Below are 23,517 nucleotides of genomic sequence, written 5' to 3' on the forward strand. Positions count from 1 at the left end.
AATTTGACGACTCGCTAAAAAAGTCTGTCAAAAAAATTAACTACTCATCAACACTTACAGACGAATTACAGAAAATTCCGATTTAAAGGGATCCAATTGCTCCAAGAGCAGTGGAATAAGCCCATCACCGGCCTCCAAATAGAATTCAGAAAAGTTGGCTTTGCGTTCTTGCAGATTGTTCGCAGGAAACACGGCATCTCTTAATTCTTGAGCCCGTGCAATGCGATCGTTGTGGTTTCGTTTTTCCGCCTTACGGAGTCGCTTTTCTAAGTTTTTTAGCCCATTGATCTGTTTTTTCTCCTGAGCAGCAACAGCACCTTCAAAGGAAGGATCGGTCTGTTTTACAAGTTCGTAAAGGGCTTCAAACTGTTTTTTCAAATGCGCCTTCTGCGGCTCAAAATCCAAGGGCAAACCGCTGTGTTGTTTGACCAGATGAGAAGCCAAAGCCTCTGGCTTTTTAAAGAGATCGGCAACGTCTAGTCCCAAACGCTCCCATTTACCCATTTGTTTTTCTGTGATGAGTAAGGCCGAATTTCTCAACATCAGCATTGGGAAAGTCACACCTACAGCTTCAAAATAATCTTTTAACTGCAGCCAATAGGCCAATTCACCACCCCCTCCAATATAACAGAGGTTGGGCAAGATCACTTCCTGATACAATGGACGCAAGAGCGCATTGGGAGAAAATTGCTCCGGATGCTGTTCTAACTTTGCCAAAATTTCTGCTACTGAGAAAGACAAATCGGTATCGTTGATCACGTACTGATCGCCAACTTGAACTATTCGCTCGCGCAAGCCTTGGTCCAAATAGAATAAGTTGATTTCCCGAGGATGCACCTGCTCCTTATATCCAGCAGCAACTAGATCCGTAGTGGTAGCACTAATAACCTCATGTCCCTTCTGCGCTAAGAGTTCTTGCTTAGCATAAGGTACAAAAGCAGCTTTTAGTCTTGGGTCATTACCATCTACGATTACCAAACCTTGATCGGCAAATAAGGCATTGGCTAAGTATCGTGTTGCCGTGGCCAGATCGTCATGTTTTAAATATGCGTTTTCAAAGAGCTCTCGCAAAAAGCTTGCTTGAATACTCGTTCCCAGGGCCGCTCCAATCACCTCACTGACTTGCTGAAGTCCTTCCGTAGAAAGATCGCCTACGGCTCCACCATCTTGGCGATTCCACGCCACTTTACTCCCTCTAAAGTTGAAGTAGTTGATCTCATCAAAATCGTGGTCCTCCGTGGCCATCCAATACACAGGAACAAAATTGTGCTCAGGATACGTCTGTTTAGCTTGCTTACAGAAGTTGATCACCGAAACGATCTTGTATAAAAAATACAAGGGCCCAGTAAATAGGTTTAACTGATGCCCCGTGGTAATGGTAAAGGTATTTGATTGCTTGAGTGATTCTATATTATCAGCGGTAGCCTCGCTAATCGAGACAGATCCGTAGGCTGCCATCAAGCTTTCAGAAAGGGTTTTACGCCAGTTTGGTTCACATACCGCTGTTGCCTGTTTTTCTTGAATCTGATCGGATAAAGCCTCAAGTGACGGGAATCTGTGGTAGAACGGTCTTACGGCCTGTTCTTGCCCCAAATAATCACATATGGTCTTTGAAAAATAACCAGTCTGGGAATAGGGTACGTAAACTGCGGACATATGGGTTGGCTCCAATTGGAGGGTAAAAATACGAACTTCACTTCTATCGATTCTAAAAGATTCGTTAATGTTCCCTTTAGAGCCCATTTGCTTTGCCCCAATTTTCGTAGCTTTAAAGCTTATTTTAACAACCAATCAATGCAACGCATCACCCTATTATTTTTATTGTTTGTGGGCCTAATTGGACAGGCTCAAGTGCAATCCCCAGAAGAGTTTTTAGGTTATCCCGTTGGGACACAATTTAGCAGACATGCCGATGTTGTGGCCTATTTCAACCATGTGGCAGATCAAAGCCCTATGGTGCAATACGACACCTACGGAAAAACCTATGAACGCAGACCGCTCACTTATGCCGTGGTCTCTACACCTGAGAATTTGGCAAAGATCGATCAGATCCGAACCGATAACTTAAAAAGTATTGGTCTGGCTAGTGGAAGTGCAGATCCAGAAGTTGCCATTGTTTGGCTGAGTTATAATGTTCACGGGAACGAAGCCTCCAGCACAGAAGCAGCTATGTTGACCCTTTACAAGCTCATTACCGAAAAGCAAGATTGGCTACAAAACACCATCGTTATTATAGATCCCTGCGTCAACCCTGATGGCCGTGATCGATACGCGAACTGGTACAACCAAGTAAAGGCCACACCGTATAACAGCGCTCAAATTGCTACCGAGCACAATGAGCCTTGGCCAGGAGGACGCCCAAACCACTACCTTTTTGATTTGAACCGCGATTGGGCTTGGGCCTCGCAAATAGAATCTCAAGAACGTCTAAAAATATACAACCAATGGATGCCGCACATTCATGTGGATTTCCACGAACAAGGCATCAACGAGCCATATTACTTTGCTCCGGCCGCTGCGCCTTATCACGAGATCATTAGTGATTGGCAGTACGACTTTCAAGAAGCCATCGGTAGAAACCATGCCAAGTACTTTGACCGTGAAGGTTGGCTATTCTTTTCAAGAGAGCGATTTGACTTGCTTTACCCAAGTTATGGAGACACCTATCCTACCTTTATGGGTGCCATTGGAATGACTTACGAGCAAGCCGGTCACGGACGTGCTGGGTTGGGGATTGATACTGATGAAGGCTATGAACTCACTTTATTAGATCGCGTTATGCACCACACCACTACAGGGCTTTCTACAGTGGAAATGGGCGCTAAAAACGCAGCCAAACTCAACGATGAATTCCAAAAGTTCTTCAACAATTCGAATTTGAAATACAAGAGCTTTGTGCTCACCGGTAATGCGGATAATATAAACGCCCTGACTCAGTTGTTGGATCGTCATGAAATCAAGTACAGCTTTGGAAGCAGTGGTTCGGCTACAGGTTATCGATACAGCACTCAAGGCAAAGGCAGTGTGAGTAACCAAGGTGCCTTGATCATCAATACTGATCAGCCTAAGGGCAAAATGGTCAAAGTACTTTTTGAGCCTGATGCGGCTTTAGAAGAACCTTTGACTTATGACATCACGGCCTGGAACCTTGTACATGCATACGGCTTAGATGGTGTAGCGAGCACGGTAAAAGTTAACGGAAGCGGAAGCGCTCCTGGATCGAACTTTGAAACCGTTAATACTGTTGCGGCTGGATACATCGCCAAATGGAACAGTATGGAAGACGCGCGTTTCTTATCAGCCTTATTGCAAGCCGGGGTTCGAGTACGTTTTACAGAAAAGCCTATGCAACTGAACGGCAATAACTTTGATCGTGGAAGTTTAGTGATCACCAAAAGTGACAACAGAAACAATCCAGATTTTCCACAAAACCTAATTAAAGTTGCACAGCAATACGACCGTTATTTATACAGTTCCAATTCCTCTTTTGCGGATAGAACTCCTGATTTTGGATCGCCAGACATTAAATTGATCAATCCTCAGCGTATCGCCATGTTGCAAGGCGATGGAACTTCTTCATTGAGCTATGGAGCGCTTTGGCACTTCTTTGAGCAGCAGCTCCACTACCCGATCACTTCTATCAATACGGAAAGCTTTAGACCTTCTGTACTTCAAAATTTTGATGTGCTGATCATGCCAGAAGGCTGGTACGGAAGTGTGACCAATGGTAATACCTTGGACGACCTGAAAAGTTGGATTCGAGGCGGAGGAAAGGTCATTGCTTTAGGTCGAGCAGTTAATGCCTTTAGCGGCAAAGATGGTTTCGGACTCAAAAATAACACCAGCGATTCTGATGACGATTCTAGCAATTTAACCCCTTACGATCAACGCGAACGCGAGAGTTTAAAGAACTTCATCACTGGTGCTATTTACAAGATCAAAATGGACGATTCCCACCCGATGGCCTTTGGGTTTGGAGATACTTACTACAGTCTCAAACTAGGCAGCAGTTCATTCCAACACTTAGACAATGGTTACAATGTAGGTTATATAGAAGGCGATGCGGTAAGCGTCGCTGGATTCTCTGGGGAAGCAGCTAAGGCTTCGCTTAAAAACTCTTTGGTATTCGGAGAGGTTAGAATGGGACGCGGAAGCGTAGTTTATATGGTTGACAACCCCATGTTCCGTTCCTTCTGGGAAAACGGAAAGCTACTTTTGGTCAATGGGATCTTTATGGTCAACAGCAACGTTTTTAGACTGTAGCCAACAAAACAGAAAACTAAAAAGCCGAACAGCAATGTTCGGCTTTTTTTATAATTCCTGTTTGCTTAATCTATTCTCTTAGCGGGTAGGACTTGACCGCCCTGCTTTAAAACAAGTCCTGTAGCCTTACCATCTCCATCCACATTAAAAGTTAGGGCGCCGGGAACTACCTTTAAAAAGAACTCATGAGGGGCACTCGGATAGATCTGTGCTGCACTTTGCCCTGTGGCTTGAACCATGAGCTTCTCATCTTCTAAAAACACGCGGATCTCAAACCCCGGTTGTAACTCATAGGTTCCTTGATAATTAGCCAATACAGCGGCAGGAACATCAATCTCTTCTGGAGCTGTAGGAGCTTGCTTTGCCGTTTCCACACCAACTGCTTTGTTGATTCGATCTTCAAACACGGCCTGTTTGCCTTGGTCTCCCATGGAGAAGGTGTACTTGATAGTACTCCCTTCAAAATAAAACTCGTTAGCAGACGCTGGGATCAAAGGGAGTTTTGAACTTCCCTCGCGCTGACTGAACAATTGTCCATTCTCCAAAGTCACAAATCGAACTACGTCAGCATCAAAAAGATAGGCACCCACCCATTTTTGCAGTTCTTGTTCTGAAAGAGATACTCCCTGCGAATTATCGGGATAAGGCTTGCCAATAGCCATAGCAGCCATCTTTATGGCTACATCGGTAGGAGAGTTTCCATTGGAGTTGCACAGGGCAATAACATAAACATCCTCGTCTGGTAAATAAAGTCCGTAGGTGTTGTATCCAAAAATTCCACCTCCATGTTCTACACTTGGACTCCCATTAACTTCATTGACTTGCCAGCCATATCCGTAATAGGTAGGGGCTCCATTGTTCAAGCTTGTATTGACGAAAGCTACAGCCAGTTTTTCTTTGGGCAGCAACTTTCCATCATTCAAAGCCTCTTGCCAAATCAGCATATCCTCCACATTGCTCATTAGAGAACCAGCAGCATAAGGAAGACTCATACTCAAGTAATCTGCATTACGCCATCCGCTATCCGTAGGTTGATACCCCCAAGCTCTGTTTGGGATCAACTTTGTTTTGCTGCCGTAGTACGAGTGCTTCATACCTAAAGGATCAAAGATGTTCTCCTGAATGAAAGCTTCATAAGTTGTGCCGCTAACCTGCTCAATGATGGCACCCAAGATGATATAACCCGAATTGTTGTAAAGCCATTGATCTCCGGTCTTGAAGTCCATGGGCTCATTTTTAAAGAAATCAATGATCTCTGTTGGAGTCATATCCTTGCGCGCATTGTATTGAAAAGATTGCATGCCGGTATAACTCTTAATACCAGAGGTATGATTGAGCAAATGATGAATCTTGATCGCGTTTCCGTCTGTTGGATAATCTGGAAAGAACTTGGTGATCGGATCTTGAACATCGAGCTTACCGGCTTCTTGCAACATTAAAATGGCAACGGCAGTAAACTGTTTGGTTATAGAACCCAGCTCAAAAACGTTTTCTGGATTCAAAGGTACCGAGAGTTCCATATTGGACAAGCCAAAGGCGTTTTTATAGATGACCTTTCCGTCTTTAGCGATTAGTGCAGAGATTCCAGGAGCATCCGCAGGATATTGCGCCGCGAGCATTTTATCTACGCTTGATTTCAGGTCTTGGGCATGAAGTTTTAAGCCTCCGCAAGCAACGATTGCCAAGCACAACAAAGCAGTCCGGAAAGTATGTTTTAGATTTTTCATGTTTAGTGATTGTTTGATGTATATCTGACGCCAAGTGGGGAGGCTGAGTTACAGCTGAGGCGAGAATTTTTTTTAAGGTATTTAAAATTAACGACATAACTCATACTTCTGGGAAGAGCTTAGTATCTTAGAGCTATGAAAATCCATCAACTACTAATTGCCTTTGGCACTGTCCTGCTCGTTTGGGCCTGCAATGACCAACCAAAAAACGTAGAGAAACCTATAGAAACTGAACCCAAAGAGGCTTTTTACCAAGCCATTTCATTTACTGGAGATACGCTGTACGCGTCAGCAGTTTCAGAAAAGCTACAAGCACAATTCATTGAAAAGCAGCAGGCGTATTTAGCAGATTCAACAGACTTGGAAAAGCTGATCTGGTACGGGCGATTCACTGCTTATACTGGTGATTACCGAGGTGCGATTGACATTTATTCTGAGGGGCTCAAACAGTTCCCAAACAATTCCCGACTGCTGCGTCACCGTGGACATCGTCAAATTTCTATTCGGCAATTAGACAAAGCAATTGCAGATCTCGAGCGGGCAACAAACGTCATTTTGGATGAAACCAATTCCTTGGAAGATGACGGCATGCCTAATGCTGAGGGAATCAGGCTCACCACCAAACACGGAAACATCTTTTATCACTTGGGGCTAGCCCATTATTTAAAGGGCAACTATGAAAGCTCCTTGATGGCCTACCAGAAATGTTTAGAGCTTTCCCAAAACAATGATGGTTTAGTTTCTGCCACGCATTGGATTGTATTGTCTCTAAAAGCACTCGGGCGTGATGATGAGATCGCTGCTTACTTAGAGCCGATCAAACAAGAATTAGAAGTCATCGAAAATGCTTCTTATTTAAATGCCTGTTTGTTTTACAAAGGAGTTAAACCGCTGGATGAGCTCTATAATCCTGAGGCGGAGATCAATTCGAGCAATTCTGCCCTGAAATATGGTTTAGCCCGATGGAGCTATCTCAATGAGAAGCAGGAGCAGGCCATGATGATTTTAAAAGATATTTTAGACGGAGATGATTGGGCCAGTTTTGGATATATCGCTGCGGAAGTGGATTTGTCGCGGATGCAATAGTTAGCGATTCTTCGCCTCAATCCATTTGGAAAGGTATTTACTGCTTTGCAAACTTTGATGCCAAAGCATTTGCCCTACAGGATTTTGCGCGCTGTACTCCTCTTTGTTTAAAGCGTAGGATTCAATCGTCTCTAAAACTGCTGACGCTCGCTGTTCCCAACTGAAATACTCGGCAATCAAAGCCAATCCCTCTTTGCAATTTTGATCCCACTGGGATTCCTGAGCGTAGTTTGAAACGGCTAGATTGATAAAGTCGGTTTCTAAGTCATCGGCAACCATAAAAGGCAGCTTATCGGCCTCTCCAATCCCTTCTATTCCAACTGGAGTGGTCACCACAGCACAACCCGCCAACCAAGCGTCAAAGAGCTTGCGCTTGAGTCCTGCGCCAAACTCCAAAGGCGCTAGCAGTACGCGATGTTGCTTTAGCATTGTTTGCACATCCTCCACAAAACCATGCACAAAAAAGCCAGTATTTGGTTTATGCAATTGCTTGAGCTCATCGGTAAAATAGGAACCGTATATGTGCATTTTTGCCTCGGGAAGTCTTTTAGAAATTGACGGCCAAAGCTTCGCCAATTGTTTAATGGCAGCGACATTGGGTTTGTGTTTGGCTGTTCCCACAAAACAAAAGTCCTTTCGATCCTCGTAAGCTGTTAATTCTGTATGCTGAGGAATGTATTTCTCAAGAAATGGTAAATGCAGCAATGCGGCCTCTGGGACCTGATAAGCTCTGGTCAAGATGTCGAACTCTGGTTTGGATAGGATCAAACTTAAATCTGATCTAAAAATAGCGGCCAACTCTCTTTTGGCCAGATCAGAAAGTGTTGCTGGCGGTTTAGGGTCATTGCTTGTTCTGCGATGCTCGCGTAAAAAATGCAGATCTTCCGTATCTAAAATACGCAACGCATCAGGGCAAGCTTCACGCACGCGCCAACTGTATTGCTCCTCGGTCATAAACCGATCAAAGACCACGATCTGCGGATCCAATGCTTTGATGAAAGCATTAAAGCTGTCTGAATTCAATTGAATCTGAGTGTAAGGAATGTTCTTTTCAATGAGAAGGCCTTCGGCAGTGGCCTCAGCCGCCGAACAAAAATGAAGCTCATAATTACCTTGCAAAAAGAGATCGATCAACTGTGCCATATAAACCCCTGCCCCAGTGCTTTGCGGTTCAGGAATTCCGTGGCCGATGATGATTACTTTGATCATGTGCGCTTTAAAAACTCCACTTGATTCAAAGGAATCCTAATCATTTTTATATCAGAGCTTTCTTGATCTGTTTCCGTGTAAGAAATGTACAAATAGTCTTTAAAAACGGCTATTTGAGGAAAACCGCTTGCTCTTTCTGCTGAAAAATAAGTCAATTGGGTATTGATAATAGTGCTTTCCTCATAAGATTTAGCATTTAAATTTAAAGAGGAAGATAAGCCGTTATCGTCAACACAAATAGTATAGGTATTCCCAAGCGTATCTGATGCTACATCAACCCTTCCTATTGCCTCTCCGCGGTTCACAGGATAAGCTAATCCAAACTCTTGGCTTGAATTAATTGAGTAAGAAAGCCTTACCTCGGGTTCGTTATTTGCCGCTGTAAACCAAGCCACTGCAAGTTGATCTCCAGCCATGGTCACCGCTGGGCCATTGACTGGGCAGCCATGAATCTTCCAATTGTCATTGTGCACAGTCTCAGGAATTGACCAAGATTCTTCATTAATCATTCGCACTATAGAGATATCACGGACCTCATCTTCTGATCGGTCGCGATAGACCACTACAGGACCATCAGGAGTATTGGCAATATCAGTATTACAACAATCACAAACTCGATCGTCTAACTCCCACTGCTGGCCCAAGGTTCCATCTGTGTTAATAATTCCTGCGCGAACCGTCATCTGCCTCAAAGAATCCGGACGATTCACCGTAGTTCGCCCATCCAACCAACTCGCCATAAAGCCAGACTTGTAGGGAACCACTGAAACAAACCCGTGTTCGCTTTGCGTACTATCTGTATGCAGCTTTCTGGGCTCAGACCACAATCCCGTCGTAGGGTTTTTGATCTTAAAAACAATATCGTAAGCATAAGTATCTGGCGCAGATTTCTGCAAGTAATGTGTAAACACATAGCCATTGTTTACCGCAATCTGGGGAAAGTCAGCCCAATTGACAAACCAATCAGTCCCTTGAGCAATGGTTTCGGCCGCTGACCAACTAGTTCCGTCTAAAGTTGCGTATTTTAAGATAGCCAAGGTATCCACTTGCTCCACCCAACTCATATAGAGTAGACTATCTGTTGCAAACATTCTGGACATGCCTGCATAGCCTTTACTGCGGTTTTCTACCGTATAGATATAAGATTCTTCTTCTATGGCTTGAGGCTCTTGTACTTCAGTTTCTCTACAGGAAAAGCAGCACAAAATCACCATGAATAGCGATGTACAAAGTTGCAAGGCATGTTTATACCACTTCCCCATACAAATCAAAGTCTGTGGCTTCTGTGATCTTGACCTGAACAAAGTCTCCCGTCTTTAAATATTGCTGAGTAGCATCTAACAAGACTTCGTTATCCACATCTGGAGAATCAAATTCCGTGCGGCCTATGTAGTTATTACCTTCCTTTCTGTCTATAAGCACCTTGAACTCCTGCCCGATCTTTTCTTGGTTGAGTTCCCAAGAGATCTGCGACTGTAGCTCCATAATCTGATTGGCGCGGTCTTGCTTAACATCTTCAGGGACATCGTCCACTAAATTGTAGGCATGCGTATTCTCTTCATGAGAATAGGTAAAACAACCCAAACGTTCAAAGCGCATATCAGCCACCCACTGCTTGAGCTCTTGGAAGTGCTCTTCCGTTTCTCCGGGATACCCAACGATCAATGTGGTACGAATAGCCATTCCCGGTACTTTTTCTCGGAACAACTTGAGTAGCGCATTGGTCTTTTCAAAAGTCGTCCCGCGGCGCATCGACTTTAAAATGTCCGAAGAAATATGCTGCAACGGAATATCAATATAGTTACACACCTTAGGCTCCTGCTTAATAACGTCAAGGACATCTTCTGGGAAGCCTGTTGGGAAGGCATAATGCAAACGGATCCATTCAATTCCATCAACCTGCACCAAAGCCTTAAGCAAGTCTGCCAAACGGCGTTTCTTGTATAGATCCAATCCGTAGTAGGTCAGATCTTGAGCAATCAGAATAAGTTCTTTTACACCATCAGCCGCTAATTTCTCTGCCTCAACCACCAAGTCCTCAATCGGCGTAGAACGGTGTTTACCGCGCATCAAGGGAATCGCACAGAAGGAACACGGACGGTCACAGCCTTCAGCGATCTTTAAATAAGCATAGTTCTTTGGTGTGGTAGTAAGACGCTCTCCAATGAGTTCGTGCTTGTAATCGGCTCCTAAAGCTTTTAGTAGGCCGGGAAGCTCGGTGGTACCAAAATATTGATCCACATCTGGAATTTCTTGTTGGAGGTCTGGTTTGTATCGCTCGGAGAGACAACCGGTCACAAAGACCTTGTCTACCAAGCCATCTTCTTTTTGCTGTACAAAATCTAAGATGGTATTCACGCTTTCTTCCTTAGCGTTTGCAATAAAACCACAGGTATTGATCACTACAATATTCCCTTCTTCCTCATGAACAACCTCTTTGTTATTGGCACGAAGCTGGCCCATCAATACTTCTGAATCGTAGACGTTCTTGGAACATCCAAGGGTGACTACGTTGATCTTATTATTCTTTCTGCTTTTGGTGCGCATACAGTTTCTTTTGTTTTGCAAAGGTACATCGAATTAAACCAAATCTTAATACATTAGTCTAAGCAAAAAACAATTTTCAAAATGAAGCCATTTGCTGCCCTAATTCTGTGCTTTGCTCTTATTTGTTGTTCAAACAATAGCGATGAACCGATATCAACTACCGATGAGGAGATAATCCAGGAAGATAATGGCGATACAGATTCTGAACCCCAACAATCACTTTATTTTCCTCCGGTCGGATCTAATGATTGGGAAATTGAATCTCCTGAAGACATAGGCTGGAACGAAACAGCCATTACAGAGCTGCTGACTTTTCTTGAAGAGAAAAACACCAAGGCTTTTATGATCCTTAAGGATGGAAGGATCGTTTTGGAGAATTATTTCAACGGAGGTTCTCAATTTGAATCCAATCCCTGGTTCTCTGCAGGCAAGACTTTGACGGCCTTTGTTACTGGAATGGCGCAAGATTCAGGATATTTAGACCTTTCAGATGCTACTTCTGACTATTTGGGAGAAGGCTGGACTAGCATGCCGTTGACTCAAGAAAGTGCAATAAGCCTAAAAGACCAGATCACTATGACCACAGGAGCAGATTACACCGTTGCGAATACCAATTGTACGCTACCTGAATGCCTTTTCTATTTAAATGATCCTGGTTCTTTCTGGTATTATCACAACGCGATGTATACTTTAATACAGCCTGCCTTGAACGCAGCAATACCAGAAGGTTTCGATACTTATTTCGAACAAAATCTGAAAACTACAATTGGAATGGACGGAGCATGGATCGATTTTAAGTTTCCAAGAGTCTATTTCAGCACTGCCCGATCAATGGCTCGATTTGGCCTTTTGTGTTTAAACGAGGGAAACTGGGATGGAAATCAACTCGTTTCAGAATCCTATTTTTCAGCAATGACCCAAACCTCCCAAGAGCTTAATTCAGCCTATGGATATTTATGGTGGCTAAATGGAAAGGATCAATATCGACTCCCTGGGAGTACTTTAGAATTTGACGGAGCTTTAATCCCTGATGCCCCACACGATCTCATTGCAGGATTAGGAGCAAATGATCAAAAGCTATATGTGGTGCCCAGCAAAGGTCTGGTTGTCATCCGAATGGGTGAGGCAGCTGGCGAGCCAACCGGAGGACCATCGGGCTTTGACAACCTGCTTTGGCAGAAGATCAACGCCGTTATTGATTGAAGAATGAATCCACAAATTCCAAACGGTCAAAGATCTGAAGGTCTTCTATCCCTTCTCCAACCCCGATATATTTTACCGGCACTTGCAACTGATCGCTAATACCGATAACCACACCACCTTTGGCGGTACCGTCAAGCTTGGTAATGGCCAGAGCCGTTACTTCTGTAGCTGCGGAGAATTGCTTAGCTTGTTCAAAGGCGTTTTGCCCGGTAGATCCGTCAAGGACCAATAGCACCTCATGCGGAGCACCAGGAACAACCTTTTGCATCACGCGTTTGATCTTCGTCAACTCGTTCATCAAGTTGACTTTGTTGTGCAATCTACCCGCAGTATCAATGATCACTACATCGGCTCCATTGGCTTTTCCATTCTCCACAGAATCATAAGCCACAGAAGCCGGGTCGCTTCCCATATTTTGTTTTACGATAGGTACATTCACACGGTCTGCCCAGATCTGTAATTGATCAATAGCCGCTGCTCTAAAAGTATCCGCAGCGCCTAAAACCACTGATTTCCCGGCAGCCTTATATTGGCTGGCTAACTTCCCGATGGTGGTGGTTTTACCCACACCGTTTACGCCCACTACCATAATCACGTAAGGCTTCTCTTCAGACTCCAAGCCAAAAGGATCATTCTTTTGGTCGTCATGGGTCTCTGAAAGCAAACCAGCGATCTCTTCTCTTAAGATCTGGTTGAGTTCGTCGGTGCCTAGGTATTTGTCTTTAGCGACGCGCGCTTCAATGCGCTCAATGATCTTCAAAGTGGTGTTCACACCAACATCAGATCGAACCAAAACCTCCTCCAGCTCATCCAGGACATCATCATCTACTTTAGATTTCCCGGCTACAGCCTTAGAGAGTTTATCAAAAAAGCTGGCTTTAGACTTTTCCAGTCCTTTGTCCAGATTCTCCTTTTTTTCTTTGGTAAATATTTTCTTGAAAAAGCTCATGAATGCTTCTGATTATTGACTTTAAGAGCTAGCAAAGATACAAAAAACAAAGGGCCGTCTTTTTGAAAAAGACAGCCCTAAATATCGTTACGCTAAAAGCGCTGATTACTTTTTTAACCAGTCGTTTACGGCGTCTGGAGACATGATAGACTCAACAAAGGTGTAAGCTCCAGTCTTAGGAGACTTTACCATTTTTACCGCTTTGGTCAATCGCTTTGATCCGGTCTGTAAGGATGCTACTGATTTCTTTGCCATAATTAATGTTTTAAGGTGCCAGCGGCTCCGTGCTTACTTAATTTCTTTGTGAACAGTCATGCGCTTCAAGATCGGGTTGAATTTTTTCAATTCGATACGATCTGGCGTGTTCTTTTTATTCTTGGTAGTGATGTAACGAGAAGTTCCAGGCATTCCTGACTCCTTGTGCTCTGTGCACTCCAAAATAACCTGTACTCTGTTTCCTTTCTTTGCCATGGTTAGAGACCTTTAGGTGTTATTTTTTAAGAAATCCTTTTTCGCGGGCTTCTTTAAGCACAGCAGAGATTCCTCGCTTGTTAATATCTTTCAAAGCAGAAGTAGAGATCTTAAGTGTAATCCACTTATCCTCTTCTGGGATGTAAAAACGCTTTTTGATCAAGTTTACATCAAACTTGCGTTTTGTTCTGTTCAAGGCGTGAGAAACGTTATTCCCTACCATTGCTTTCTTTCCAGTAAGCTCACAAACTCTTGACATCGGTGCTTTCCTTTAAAATGTTATTTTTAAACAGGGTGCAAATTTAGAAAAATTAAATCTCCTGAGCAAAAGAGAATTCAGTGTTTTTTAAGAAAGTTTCTCTTTTTTTTCTTCGGATGGGATTTACTGCTCTACAACTGCGGCTTTAACCAGTTGCTTTCTAAGCAGCTCCAAGGCTTTATTAGTAGCCCTTTGAATGACCTTTTCGCGGCTCTTTCCAAAACGATGTTCTTCGGTCACAACGCCCTCCGGACCAGCGATTCCAATGAACACGGTTCCCACAGGGGCTGCGCTGTCTCCCAAGGAAGGACCGGCATTTCCCGTGGTGCTTATGGCGTAATCGCTACCGAATAACTCCCGCACTTGCGTCGCCATAGCCGCAGCCACTTCTGCGCTCACTACACTGTGCTCATTAATGATTTGTTCAGGTACGCCCAAGAGCTTTACTTTCATCTGTGTTTCATAAGGTGTGATTCCACCTTTGAAATAAGCCGAAGCTCCAGAACGCGAAATAAAGGTTTGCGCAATGCGGCCTCCAGTACAACTTTCTGCTATACTCAAGGTATTACCGCCTTCAATGAGCAATTTAGCTACAGATTCCTCTATGGCTCCATCTTCCTCAAACCCGACAAAGATGTGCTCCACCATAGGCATTAAGGTTTTGATCTGAGCCTCAACCTCTGCAATGACTTGCTGCTGCTCTTTACCTTTGGCTGATAAGCGCAGTCTTACCCGCCCTAAAGAAGGCAAATAAGCCAATTTGATATGCGTAGGTAAAGCGTCTTCCCAAGCCTCTATTCTATCGGCAATGGTGCTTTCGCCTTCGCCATAGGTCAATAAGGTCTTGTGATAAATAAAAGGCCTATCAAAGGTCTGTTGCAGTTTGGGCAATACAGAATCCTGCATCAAACCTTTCATTTCATAAGGAACACCTGGCAGGGAAATAAAAACAGCACCATCTTGCTCCATCCACATTCCCGGAGCGGTTCCGTGTTGATTAGGTAGAATGACTGCTTTTGAAGGCACCAAGGCCTGCGTTAGGTTTGCCGGCAAAGGCTTTCGCTTCACATAGGTGGAAAAAAGCTCGTGGATTTGCTTCACAACGGCTGCATTCTCAATGAGGTGATCATCAAAGAATTCACAGAAGGTCTGTTTGGTAATATCGTCTTTAGTTGGCCCCAATCCGCCAGTAACAATCACTACTTGGGAGCGCTCCTTAGCCTTGGCTAGGGCGTCCAATATGTGTTGGCGTTCATCTTGTACTGAGGTGATCTGATATACCTGAACTCCAATTTTGTTGAGTTCCGTAGCGATATAGGCAGAATTGGTATCTACAATTTGTCCAATAAGGATCTCATCGCCTATGGTGATGATCTCTGCTTGCATCTAAATATTGAAATCTGCTTTGAGTTCGTCAAAAACGGCATTGAGAATACCGCTTACCTTGTCTAAAATATCTTCTACTACGGATACAGGCTGAGACGCTTTGGTCCAAGCCTCGATGGCGCGAATGTCCTCTACCACTTCTATACCGAACATTTCCAAGTTCGGTTTCATTTTGTGGGCAAACTGATAGGCCAGCTCTTTGTTGTTCACAGCAATAGCTTCTTCCAAAGCTCGAAGATCAGTAGGTATCTCCTCTAAGAAGGTTTGAGCCACAACAGCTTTAAATTCGTCGTCTCCACCCGCGAGGGCATCAAGACTTTCGGGAGAATAGTGCTTGTTCATTTATTTTACTTTTACCTCGAATGCTGGTTGGTCTTCCAAAAATCCAGCCAAACGATCATTTGGGGCTACTGGACCGACGCCAGCAGGAGTGCCGGTAAATATAATATCTCCGATCTTCAAAGTAAAATATTTAGATACATATTCGATGATCTCATCAATCTTCCACAGCATTAAGGAGGTATTTCCGTCCTGGACGAGGGTATCATTCCTTAACAAACTAAAATTCAGGTCGTTCAAGTCACCAAACTGGTTTTTATCAAACCATTTACCAATAACGGCCGATCCGTCAAAAGCTTTGGCCTTTTCCCAAGGCAATCCCTTTTCTTTTACTTGCGTTTGAATGTCGCGCGCTGTAAAATCGATTCCCAAACCGATCTCATCAAAGTATTTGTAGGCAAATTTTTTGTCGATATGCTTCCCAATGCGGTTGATCTTGATCAAAACTTCCACCTCGTGATGTACTTCCTCAGTAAACTCGGGAATAATAAAAGGATTCTTCTTTAATAAGATGGAGGTGTCTGGCTTCATGAACACTACCGGATGTTCCGGACGTTCATTGGCAAGCTCCTCAATGTGTTTGGTGTAGTTTCTACCGATACAGATGATCTTCATGACCTAAAGCAATTTATTATTGAATCGATTGAGTTTGATACGGGTAAGCACTTTTTTAGTGTATAGTGGAAAGTCCGCATTAAGCAGCCAGCCAAAATAGCCGGGCTCCTTGTCCAAGACATCTTCTACTAAAGTGCCTTTGTATTTCCCAAAGGTGAAGATCTCTCGACCTTCTTTATCATATCCAACAAAACCAGCAAAGTCTGCAAAGTTTTTATGGGAAGAGAATTCCGCCAACTGCTTCACATCATTTTCCAAACCTTCATAGCGATCCAATTGGGCCAATAGGACCTCATAGGTCGCATTGGTGTCCGCCTCTGCAGAGTGCGCATCTTCTAGATTCTTACCGCAGTAGAACTGATAGGCTGCCCCTAGGGTTCGCTTTTCCATTTTGTGGAAGATGGTTTGCACATCTACGGACTGGGCTTTTTTCAAGTCCAGATCTATCTCAGCACGCAACAATTCCTCAGCTAACAAAGGAATATCAAAACGGTTGGAATTAAACCCGCCAAGATCACTATCCTTAAGCAAGGCCATGACCTTAGGCGCCAACTCTTTAAAGCTGGGCTCATTGGCAACCATCTCATCAGTGATACCGTGAATGTCTGCTGCCTGTTTAGGAATAGGCACGCCCGGATTGACCTTCCAGGTGTGGCTTTCTTTATTGCCGTTAGGAAATACTTTTAAAATGGAGATCTCTACGATTCGGTCTTGAGCCACGTTGGTTCCTGTGGTCTCCAAATCGAAGAAACAAATGGGTTTATTAAGGTTTAGCTGCATTGGGAAATATTATCCCACAAAGTTACTTATAATTTGAGGGAAACGCCCACTAAAACCAAACAGAAAAAGCCTTAAAGAATGGTCTAAATCTCGCGATTAGTATCCCAAGCCTCTAGGTACTCCGCTACGCGCTTTACAAACATTCCGCCCAAAGCTCCGTTGACCACGCGATGATCGTAGGAGTGCGACAAGAACATTTTATGACGAATCCCGATAAAGTCACCTTCTGGTGTTTCAATAACTGCAGGCACTTTACGAATGGCACCCAAAGCCAAGATACCCACCTGAGGTTGGTTGATAATTGGAGTTCCCATCACGCTACCGAACGTTCCAACATTGGTCACGGTATAGGTTCCGTCTTGGATCTCGTCTGGTTTTAAAGCGTTGTTACGCGCACGTCCTGCAAGATCATTGACAGCTTTGGTCATTCCCACCAGGTTGAGTTGATCTGCATTCTTGATCACAGGAACGATCAAATTCCCATCAGGCAAGGCCGCAGCCATACCCAGGTTTACATTTTTCTTTTTGATAATGCGATCTCCATCTACCTGAATGTTCATCATTGGGAAGTCGCGTAAAGCTTTAGCAACAGCTTCCATAAAGATCGGTGTAAAGGTGATCTTCTCTCCTTCGCGAGCCTCAAAGGACTTCTTAACCTTGTTTCTCCAATTCCAGATATTGGTCACATCTACCTCAACGAAAGATTGCACGTGGGCAGAAGTTTCCACACTAGCACGCATGTGATGCGCAATAAGTTTGCCCATACGGGTCATTTCAATAACCTCATCTTCTCCGTTTACAGAAACAGGCGCAGCTTTAGCAGCTGGTTTCTTTTCAGCAGGAGCGGCAGCAGGTGCTGCGGGTTTTGCTGCTGGTGTTGCAGCAGCAGTTCCACGGCTTTTTAAGTAAGCCATGATATCGTTTTTGGTCACGCGACCTTCCAAACCAGATCCCGGAATGGCATCTAATTCAGATTGAGAAATACCTTCGGTTTGTGCAATATTCTTTACCAATGGCGAGTAGAATCGATCACCATCATTGCTGATCTGTGCCGGAGCAACAGCCGCTTGAGCGGTGACAACAGTCTCTTCTACTGTAGCAGCCTCAACAGGCGCAGCAACTTCTTGTGCAGGCTCTGGTGTAGCCGCAGGAGCATCATCACCATCTACTTCAATGATCGCGATGGTCTGGCCTACTTGAATCACTGCATCTACCTCGAAAAGTTTTTCCACTAAAACTCCGTCCACTTCACTGGGAACCTCAGAATCGACCTTATCGGTGGCGATCTCCAACACTGGCTCATCCGCCTCAATGGTATCTCCGACCTCTTTAAGCCAAGCGGTCAATGTAGCTTCGGCTACACTCTCTCCCATTTTCGGGAGCTTTAATTCAAACTTTGCCATATTCTCAAAAAATAGAGTTGAAAGGTGTATTGCGTTGCAAAATTAATCAAAAAAGCGGGCTGTCACTAAATAGTTTGCAATATTTTACCATTGCGCAACTTCCCCTTTTTGGTCGCTATAATCGCTTCCGATGATAAAATTAGTGCGTTTAGGATGTATTCTAAAACGATTCCCGGAATTTTTTAATTCCTGCATCAGCCTGATAATCTGTTGGTAATCCATATATGAGGTATCCATAACCAACATACATTGCTTTAGGGCACCGTCAAAAGCTCTGGATTTAGACAAAGTGCTCAAATTTTCGAATTCTGACAAACCTTCAAGTTTTTCTCTGAGACTTAATTGTTCTGATAGCAAATAATGCTGTTTGACAGGAAGTACTTTGTTCTTTTTGGCCCTAAAGCTCCAAGCCGCTATATGCTTCAATACAAATAATCCCATCTTCAAAAAGCCCTGTGCCCATGCTTTGTTGGGAAAATGCTTTTTATAAAAGATCTCCATCGCGCCATAGAATCGGTTCCAATAGGCCTTGTCTTTTGCGGTACTCTCCCCTTTGTAATGGATCATGGTAGCGCTACCGTAATAATAGTTCACATAGCCAGCTTTGGTGAAACTGTAGGATAGATCTATATCTTCTCCGTACATAAAATAGGATTCATCCAAACCGCCTACCTCCAAATAGCGTTCTTTTAAAAAGATCATAAAAGCGCCCACCAATACTCCTACTTCGCCTTCTTCATCTTCATCGATATCGTTTTGGTAATAACCACGTCCACCTCCCAAACCGATCACTTTTTTAAGTGCGGCCGAAATCAAGGGAAGTTCGCGTTTAGATTCAGGAAGAAAAGAACCTGTACCATCGATCATCTTGATCCCTAAAGCTCCAAGGTTATCCAAAGATTGCGCCTTTTCTAGAGCTTTTCTTAAAGTTTGCTCTCCCAAGACGGTATCTGGATTCAACAAGCAAATATATTGTCCTTTAGCCTCTGCGATACCCAAATTATTACCCGCACTAAAGCCGTCATTATTGGGACTGACAATAAGTTTAACCTGCGGAAACTTCTCACGCACCATTTCTGCAGATCCATCTGGAGAGGCGTTATCCACCACAATGATCTCAGCATCCATACCAGAGGTTGCCTTCACAACACTGTACAGACAATGCTCCAAAAAGAACTGGACATTATAGTTTAGGATGACAACCGATAGGGTCACGAGCCGTTATTTTTTAGCGAAGATTCAAATGGAATACGTTGGAGTATACTGCGCCCCAAGGTTACTTGATCTGCATACTCCAATTCATCTCCAACAGAGATGCCCCGTGCAATGGTTGTAGTAGTGACTCCGTAAGGTGCCAATTGCTTATAGATAAAAAAGTTGGTGGTATCTCCCTCCATGGTAGAACTCATAGCAAAGATCACTTCTTTGACGATTCCATCTGCCACCTTTTGTACCAGAGATTCAATGTTCAGATCTCCGGGGCCGATACCTTCCATGGGAGAAATCTTTCCGCCGAGTACGTGATATTTTCCACGGAACTGTGCTGTGTGCTCTATGGCCATCACATCTCGAATATCCTCCACAACACAAACTACACTATCATCCCGATTGGGATTGGAACAAATATCGCAGAGTGGACTGTCTGAAATGTTATGGCAGTTATCGCAAAACTGAATCTGGCTGCGCAAGGCCGTTAAACTTTCTGCTAAGCGCAGGGTTTGACCTTGCGGCTGCTTTAAAAGATGCAAAACCAAACGCAAAGCCGTGCGCTTACCAATACCCGGCAAGAGCGACACTTCGTCAACGGCTTCGGCCAATAATTTCGAAGAAAAATCCACAGCCCTAAAGATAAAAAAGCTCCGAGAAACGCAGGGGCCTCTCGGAGCAATTTATTTATGATTTAAGTGATTCGTCTTAATTAACGATCAGCTTTTTCACGATCATTTTCCCTTCACTTGAAATTCTCACAAAATGAACTCCACTGTTCAAGCGAGAAATGTTCAAGTTATAGGCACCTTGTACGTTGATGTCTTTTTGATTGATCAGCAAACGTCCGTTGATGTCAAATACCTCAATATCAACCTCACTGCTTGTTGGCCAGTTGACAGTTACCTCATCACGTGCAGGATTAGGATATAAAGTCACCAAGTTCTCAAAAGTGTTATCTGCCACGTTAAGTGGGTTATCATATACTGGTGAAGACCAAACTCCACGTCCATAAGTAGCGGCGTAAATACGATCATTCACGTTGTTGATCTCCAACTCGCTTACACGTACGTGAGGCATGTTGGTATCGTAAATTTGCCAATCAGAGAACGTATCATCAATGTAGAACAAACCGTAGTTCATACCTACATAAAGTCCGTTTACAGAAGTATTATCCCATACTACAGAAAGTGCAGCAAAGTTAGGAAGGTTCTTCTTGTAGTTTTGCCAAGTTGCTCCTCCATCTGTGGTTACGTATACGCGAGCACTTCCGTAAGTAGTTGCAACAGCAACTTTGTTAGGATCTGTTGGGTGGATTGCGATATCATTAATACTTCCAACTGTTCCAGTAACGGTGCTCCAAGAAGTAGCTCCTCCGTCTTCTGTTTTATATATTGATCCCGCTCTTGAAGCCCACATAATGTCACTGTTTCCTGGTGCGATCTTTAGATTATCCAAGTTTCCTGGGAATGTTTGAGAGATCGCGGTCCAAGAACCACCAGAGTTGGTTGACTTATTCACACGGTTGTATCCTACGTAAATCGTGTTAGTTACGTTAGGATCTTGCTCAAATGGCGATACCCAGTTTCCTCCACCTGGAGAAGGTTCGTTCAAGTTAAAGTAAGTTACCCCACCAGTTGTAGATCGGTAAAGCTGACCTCCTTGGGTAGTTCCGTAAAGGAAATTGTTGTTGTCTTTATCAACGAATCCTTCCATACCATCGGCACCAAGCCAATCGCGCCATTCACCGGCAGTTGTATAAACGGAAGTACCGTTGTCCTGAGAACCTCCAGTAATGATCACAGGATCACTTTGAGAGATTCCAATTTTATAGAATTGACGAATACCCAATCCAAAAGAAAGGTCTGTCCAAAAAGTCTGAGACATGGTCGCTTGAGGATCTTCAGCGATAAACAATCCACCGTCAGTACCAGCAAATACTTTATCTCCAACGTATTCTAAAATGTCAACATCTGCGTGACAGTATCCCACGTTAAACGAGCTTGATTCAAACAAAGCCCATCCAGAAGTACATTCAAAATCTGCACCTCCATTAAATGAACGCCAAACTAAAATACCAGCGATCAATACCTCATCAGCATCTGTTGGGCTTACAGTGATATCCATATCACGTGGCGCTTGCCCTGCAGTATCTGATCCGAATACACTGTATCCGAAGTAGTTTGTAGATCCGTGAGGAAGATTGGTGAACGTTGTTCCGTCATCATCAGATCTAAAGAAACCACCAAATCGGTTTCCGTTGGATTGAACAACGTATACTCTAGCAGGATCTGCAGCAGAAACTCCGATCATAGTCGGATTAAAAGTAAATCCTCCACTGATCGTGCTAAAAGTAGCACCACCGTCGGTAGACTTGTAGAAACGGTTACCTGAAGCGTATACCACAGAAGGATCACCAGGCTTGAATTCTACATCGTATCCACGGCTAGCCGCAGGAATTACGTCAGACCAAGTTGCTCCACCATCCATTGAACGGTAAACACCTTGATTCTGTACTGAAGCAAACATAATGTTTGAATTAGTTGGGTGAATCAAGATCTTGTTCACTACAGAACTACCTCCAGCAGTACCTATTTGTGCCCAAGTTGCCCCACCATCTGTTGACTTGTAGATCAATCCAGAGTAAGATCCGATGAAATAAGTTTGGGAATCTTGTGGATCCATTGTCACTGAATACACATCAAGGTTCACAAAGTAATCTGTTAATGGAATCCAGTTCGCTCCACCGTTAAGTGTCTTCCACACACCACCAGTTGGTGAACCAATCACAATGTGATCGTTATCTGTAGGATCGACAGCAAAACCGGTCACACGACCAATTCCAGGGTTCCACCCTTGGTAATCATCCCAAGTAGTAGGTCCTTCTTCCACCCAGTTGCCGGTTCCGCCACTAGCAGAACGCGCAGATGGATTTTCGTTTAAATACGCCTCAAAGCGTTGAAGTTCTTCGATGTACTCAGTCTCTTGAGTTAGGTACCCTTCATCATTTTGCAAACGCAATGCTTGATACTCCCAACGTTTGAACTGCTTGTAGCCAGTTCCACGTCCGGTTCCCACTTCATCAAAATGAGATTGCGCACTGTCTTGAATTTCTGCAATGGTAAAGGTTCCAGCCTCGATCATGTCGAGATACTCCTGAGCCTGTACTGTAGATGTGCCCCACCCAACGATCGCGAATGCGGTAAGTAGTAGTAGTTTTTTCATGGTTGATTTTTTTGAAGACTTTCAAATATACGAATCGAAATTTGGATTTGTTATACATTTTAAACAAGTTAGCGCTTATGAACCCTACCCACATTCTTCTTTTAATTGCCGGATACTTTGGAATTTTGATTCTGATCTCCTTTTTGACCAACAAAGGCGGCAGCAATGCAGACTTCTTCAAAGCCAGTAATAAATCGCCTTGGTATGTAGTCGCCTTTGGCATGATAGGCGCCAGTTTAAGCGGCGTTACCTTCATTTCAGTACCTGGACAAGTAGCGGCTTCACAGTGCAGTTATTTTCAAGTTGTACTGGGTTATACGGTGGGTTATGCCGTGATTGGAATGATCCTAATGCCTCTGTATTACCGCCTTAATTTGACTTCAATTTACGGCTATTTAAAAGTGAGATTTGGGGAAAAATCCTATAAAACAGGAGCCTCTTTTTTCCTGCTTTCACGTATAGTGGGTGCAAGTTTTAGACTTTATCTGGTTGCGAACGTGCTCCAATATCTCGTTTTTGACAAGATGCCGTTCATGGGTGGCACCGGAGTTCCCTTTGCCGTAACCGTGGCCATTACCATACTTCTGATCTGGCTTTACACCTTTAAAAGCGGTATTAAAACCATTGTATGGACAGACACCTTGCAGACCTTATTCATGTTGATTGCGGTAGGAGTTGCCATTTATATCATTTCTTCGGATATGGGCTTGTCCTTAGGCGGGCTCACCAACACCATTGCAGAAAGCGATCTTTCTAAGATGTTCTTTTTTGACGACTGGAAATCGGGTCAGCATTTTATCAAGCAATTCATTAGCGGCGGTTTTATTGCGAGTGTAATGACGGGCTTGG

The 23,517-nt window shown here is 43.8% G+C and carries 20 protein-coding genes and 1 pseudogene; 4 read left to right on the forward strand and 17 right to left on the reverse strand.

The features are described from left to right. Positions 1-54: 54 nt before the first annotated feature. Complete coding sequence (bshC, locus tag HRT75_RS02005; protein ID WP_366665007.1) at positions 55-1,743, reverse strand: bacillithiol biosynthesis cysteine-adding enzyme BshC; 1,689 nt, start codon at positions 1,741-1,743, stop codon at positions 55-57. A gap of 51 nt (positions 1,744-1,794) precedes the next feature. On the opposite strand from bshC, the gene HRT75_RS02010 reads away from it, so the two are divergent. Then, positions 1,795-4,263 carry a M14 metallopeptidase family protein gene (locus tag HRT75_RS02010; RefSeq protein ID WP_291182338.1) on the forward strand — a complete coding sequence of 823 codons (2,469 nt, stop codon included), beginning with the start codon at positions 1,795-1,797 and terminating at the stop codon, positions 4,261-4,263. A 65-nt stretch (positions 4,264-4,328) separates the two neighbouring features. On the opposite strand, the gene HRT75_RS02015 is transcribed toward HRT75_RS02010, so the two are convergent. Next, complete coding sequence (locus HRT75_RS02015; RefSeq protein ID WP_291182339.1) at positions 4,329-5,990, reverse strand: serine hydrolase; 1,662 nt, start codon at positions 5,988-5,990, stop codon at positions 4,329-4,331. Between the two features lie 135 nt (positions 5,991-6,125). On the opposite strand from HRT75_RS02015, the gene HRT75_RS02020 reads away from it, so the two are divergent. After that, positions 6,126-7,076, forward strand: a complete 951-nt coding sequence (locus HRT75_RS02020; protein WP_291182340.1) for a tetratricopeptide repeat protein — start codon at positions 6,126-6,128, stop codon at positions 7,074-7,076. On the opposite strand, the gene HRT75_RS02025 is transcribed toward HRT75_RS02020, so the two are convergent. From HRT75_RS02025 to rimO, 3 genes are read right to left on the reverse strand one after another with little or no spacing between them, the layout of a single operon-like run. Next, positions 7,077-8,285, reverse strand: a complete 1,209-nt coding sequence (locus HRT75_RS02025) for a glycosyltransferase family 4 protein (RefSeq protein WP_291182341.1) — start codon at positions 8,283-8,285, stop codon at positions 7,077-7,079. Beyond that, a complete protein-coding gene (locus HRT75_RS02030) occupies positions 8,282-9,547 on the reverse strand; it encodes a hypothetical protein (RefSeq protein ID WP_291182342.1) in 1,266 nt (421 codons plus the stop codon). Before HRT75_RS02030 ends, HRT75_RS02025 begins: the two co-directional genes overlap by 4 nt. After that, the gene (gene rimO, locus HRT75_RS02035; protein WP_291182343.1) at positions 9,531-10,832 is read right to left on the reverse strand and encodes a 30S ribosomal protein S12 methylthiotransferase RimO; all 1,302 of its coding nucleotides are present in this window, start codon (positions 10,830-10,832) and stop codon (positions 9,531-9,533) included. Before rimO ends, HRT75_RS02030 begins: the two co-directional genes overlap by 17 nt. Positions 10,833-10,913: 81 nt before the next feature. Between rimO and HRT75_RS02040 the strand changes: the two genes are divergently transcribed. Then, positions 10,914-12,035 carry a serine hydrolase gene (locus HRT75_RS02040; protein WP_291182344.1) on the forward strand — a complete coding sequence of 374 codons (1,122 nt, stop codon included), beginning with the start codon at positions 10,914-10,916 and terminating at the stop codon, positions 12,033-12,035. Here the strand turns inward: HRT75_RS02040 and ftsY are convergent. The 12 genes from ftsY to HRT75_RS02100 form a co-directional block, all read right to left on the reverse strand. After that, positions 12,025-12,984, reverse strand: coding sequence for a signal recognition particle-docking protein FtsY (ftsY, locus tag HRT75_RS02045; protein ID WP_291182345.1), 960 nt, complete (start codon positions 12,982-12,984; stop codon positions 12,025-12,027). The two genes, HRT75_RS02040 and ftsY, sit on opposite strands and share 11 nt — an antisense overlap. Before the next feature lie 105 nt (positions 12,985-13,089). Next, positions 13,090-13,239 (reverse strand): DUF4295 domain-containing protein, encoded by a 150-nt coding sequence (locus HRT75_RS02050; RefSeq protein ID WP_291182346.1) that lies wholly within the window; start codon positions 13,237-13,239, stop codon positions 13,090-13,092. Positions 13,240-13,272: 33 nt separating this feature from the next. Next, entirely contained in the window at positions 13,273-13,455 is a 183-nt protein-coding gene (gene rpmG / locus HRT75_RS02055) for a 50S ribosomal protein L33 (RefSeq protein ID WP_087523039.1), read from the reverse strand. A gap of 19 nt (positions 13,456-13,474) precedes the next feature. Beyond that, positions 13,475-13,714, reverse strand: coding sequence for a 50S ribosomal protein L28 (gene rpmB, locus HRT75_RS02060; RefSeq protein ID WP_291182347.1), 240 nt, complete (start codon positions 13,712-13,714; stop codon positions 13,475-13,477). Positions 13,715-13,837: 123 nt separating this feature from the next. After that, entirely contained in the window at positions 13,838-15,100 is a 1,263-nt protein-coding gene (locus HRT75_RS02065) for a competence/damage-inducible protein A (protein ID WP_291182348.1), read from the reverse strand. Next, positions 15,101-15,442, reverse strand: coding sequence for an Hpt domain-containing protein (locus tag HRT75_RS02070; RefSeq protein ID WP_291182349.1), 342 nt, complete (start codon positions 15,440-15,442; stop codon positions 15,101-15,103). Beyond that, positions 15,443-16,054 (reverse strand): fumarylacetoacetate hydrolase family protein, encoded by a 612-nt coding sequence (locus HRT75_RS02075; RefSeq protein ID WP_291182350.1) that lies wholly within the window; start codon positions 16,052-16,054, stop codon positions 15,443-15,445. Between the two features lie 3 nt (positions 16,055-16,057). Beyond that, on the reverse strand, positions 16,058-16,834 hold the full coding sequence (locus HRT75_RS02080) for a 3'-5' exonuclease (protein ID WP_291182351.1): 777 nt from the start codon (positions 16,832-16,834) through the stop codon (positions 16,058-16,060). Between the two features lie 83 nt (positions 16,835-16,917). Further along, positions 16,918-18,237, reverse strand: coding sequence for a dihydrolipoamide acetyltransferase family protein (locus tag HRT75_RS02085; RefSeq protein WP_291182352.1), 1,320 nt, complete (start codon positions 18,235-18,237; stop codon positions 16,918-16,920). Between the two features lie 84 nt (positions 18,238-18,321). Next, the gene (locus HRT75_RS02090) at positions 18,322-19,452 is read right to left on the reverse strand and encodes a glycosyltransferase family 2 protein (RefSeq protein ID WP_291182353.1); all 1,131 of its coding nucleotides are present in this window, start codon (positions 19,450-19,452) and stop codon (positions 18,322-18,324) included. Further along, entirely contained in the window at positions 19,449-20,075 is a 627-nt protein-coding gene (gene recR / locus HRT75_RS02095) for a recombination mediator RecR (protein ID WP_291182354.1), read from the reverse strand. Before recR ends, HRT75_RS02090 begins: the two co-directional genes overlap by 4 nt. A 76-nt stretch (positions 20,076-20,151) precedes the next feature. Next, positions 20,152-22,668 carry a T9SS type A sorting domain-containing protein gene (locus HRT75_RS02100; protein WP_291182355.1) on the reverse strand — a complete coding sequence of 839 codons (2,517 nt, stop codon included), beginning with the start codon at positions 22,666-22,668 and terminating at the stop codon, positions 20,152-20,154. 77 nt (positions 22,669-22,745) lie between these two features. On the opposite strand from HRT75_RS02100, the pseudogene HRT75_RS02105 reads away from it, so the two are divergent. Further along, a pseudogene (locus HRT75_RS02105) lies at positions 22,746-23,517 on the forward strand (sodium:solute symporter); the annotation flags it as partial.

It is taken from the genome of Gilvibacter sp. (assembly GCF_013214815.1).
Classification (GTDB): domain Bacteria; phylum Bacteroidota; class Bacteroidia; order Flavobacteriales; family Flavobacteriaceae; genus Gilvibacter.

What these genes read in the sequence shown, in the direction of transcription:
- HRT75_RS02085 (WP_291182352.1), bottom strand. Translation starts at nt 18,237, where the DNA reads ATGGCAAAGTTTGAATTAAAGCTCCCGAAAATGGGAGAGAGTGTAGCC.
- ftsY (WP_291182345.1), bottom strand. Translation starts at nt 12,984, where the DNA reads ATGAGCTTTTTCAAGAAAATATTTACCAAAGAAAAAAAGGAGAATCTG.
- HRT75_RS02015 (WP_291182339.1), bottom strand. Translation starts at nt 5,990, where the DNA reads ATGAAAAATCTAAAACATACTTTCCGGACTGCTTTGTTGTGCTTGGCA.
- bshC (WP_366665007.1), bottom strand. Translation starts at nt 1,743, where the DNA reads ATGGGCTCTAAAGGGAACATTAACGAATCTTTTAGAATCGATAGAAGT.
- HRT75_RS02065 (WP_291182348.1), bottom strand. Translation starts at nt 15,100, where the DNA reads ATGCAAGCAGAGATCATCACCATAGGCGATGAGATCCTTATTGGACAA.
- HRT75_RS02025 (WP_291182341.1), bottom strand. Translation starts at nt 8,285, where the DNA reads ATGATCAAAGTAATCATCATCGGCCACGGAATTCCTGAACCGCAAAGC.
- HRT75_RS02080 (WP_291182351.1), bottom strand. Translation starts at nt 16,834, where the DNA reads ATGCAGCTAAACCTTAATAAACCCATTTGTTTCTTCGATTTGGAGACC.
- rpmG (WP_087523039.1), bottom strand. Translation starts at nt 13,455, where the DNA reads ATGGCAAAGAAAGGAAACAGAGTACAGGTTATTTTGGAGTGCACAGAG.
- HRT75_RS02070 (WP_291182349.1), bottom strand. Translation starts at nt 15,442, where the DNA reads ATGAACAAGCACTATTCTCCCGAAAGTCTTGATGCCCTCGCGGGTGGA.
- rpmB (WP_291182347.1), bottom strand. Translation starts at nt 13,714, where the DNA reads ATGTCAAGAGTTTGTGAGCTTACTGGAAAGAAAGCAATGGTAGGGAAT.
- HRT75_RS02030 (WP_291182342.1), bottom strand. Translation starts at nt 9,547, where the DNA reads ATGGGGAAGTGGTATAAACATGCCTTGCAACTTTGTACATCGCTATTC.
- HRT75_RS02100 (WP_291182355.1), bottom strand. Translation starts at nt 22,668, where the DNA reads ATGAAAAAACTACTACTACTTACCGCATTCGCGATCGTTGGGTGGGGC.
- HRT75_RS02010 (WP_291182338.1), top strand. Translation starts at nt 1,795, where the DNA reads ATGCAACGCATCACCCTATTATTTTTATTGTTTGTGGGCCTAATTGGA.
- HRT75_RS02020 (WP_291182340.1), top strand. Translation starts at nt 6,126, where the DNA reads ATGAAAATCCATCAACTACTAATTGCCTTTGGCACTGTCCTGCTCGTT.
- HRT75_RS02050 (WP_291182346.1), bottom strand. Translation starts at nt 13,239, where the DNA reads ATGGCAAAGAAATCAGTAGCATCCTTACAGACCGGATCAAAGCGATTG.
- HRT75_RS02040 (WP_291182344.1), top strand. Translation starts at nt 10,914, where the DNA reads ATGAAGCCATTTGCTGCCCTAATTCTGTGCTTTGCTCTTATTTGTTGT.
- rimO (WP_291182343.1), bottom strand. Translation starts at nt 10,832, where the DNA reads ATGCGCACCAAAAGCAGAAAGAATAATAAGATCAACGTAGTCACCCTT.
- HRT75_RS02075 (WP_291182350.1), bottom strand. Translation starts at nt 16,054, where the DNA reads ATGAAGATCATCTGTATCGGTAGAAACTACACCAAACACATTGAGGAG.